The organism is Mycobacterium sp. NGS50 (genome assembly GCF_059812545.1).
Genome location: NZ_JCALCW010000094.1, coordinates 1 through 661 on the forward strand (window position 1 = coordinate 1; position 661 = coordinate 661).

The 661-nt window shown below is 64.8% G+C and carries 1 protein-coding gene; it reads right to left on the minus strand.

Annotated elements, in window-relative coordinates; genetic code table 11:
* Positions 1-16: 16 nt before the first annotated feature.
* A partial coding sequence (locus AC5Y36_RS25830) for an HNH endonuclease signature motif containing protein (protein WP_500043822.1) occupies positions 17-661 on the minus strand: 645 nt, incomplete at its 5' end.

The window sequence follows — 661 nt, forward strand, 5'->3', positions numbered from 1 at the left end:
GTTGGTGCCTGGGGTGTTAGTTGGGGTCGTCGTCTTCGTCGGTGTTGTTGTTTTGCAATAGTTTTTCGGGGTGGTGGTAGTGGTTGATGCGGGGTTGTCCGTGGTCGAGGTGCGGGGGTGGGAGGGTTTCGGTGGTGCCGTCGTGGCGTTTGCGGGTTTTCCAGGCGTGGCTGGACAGCAGTTGGTGATGGGGTCCGCAGCGCAGGGTGAGGTCGTCGATGTCGGTGCGGCCGGTGAGCGCGTAGTCGTGACAATGGTGGACCTCGGCCAGATATGCCGGGACCGGGCAGCCCGGATGTGAGCAGCCGCGTTCTTTGGCGTACAGCACCAGGCGTTGGGCGGGGTTGGCCAGGCGTTTGGTGTGGAACAGGGCGAGTTCTTTGGCGCCGTCGTAGATACGCAGGTAGTGATGGGCATGGGAGGCCAGCCGGATCACATCGGACAGGGGCAGCCAGCTGCCGCCACCGGTGTGGGCTTTACCGGCGGCGGCTTCCAGTTCGGCCAGGGTGGTGGACACGATGATGCTGGCCGGTAGCCCGTTGTGGTGGCCCAGCTCGCCGGAGGCCAGCAGGGCCCGACAGATCGTGGTCAGCGCGTCATGGTTGCGTTGCCAGACACCGCGCTTATCGTTGTCGATCTGGTCTTGGGTCGGGGTGCCCGC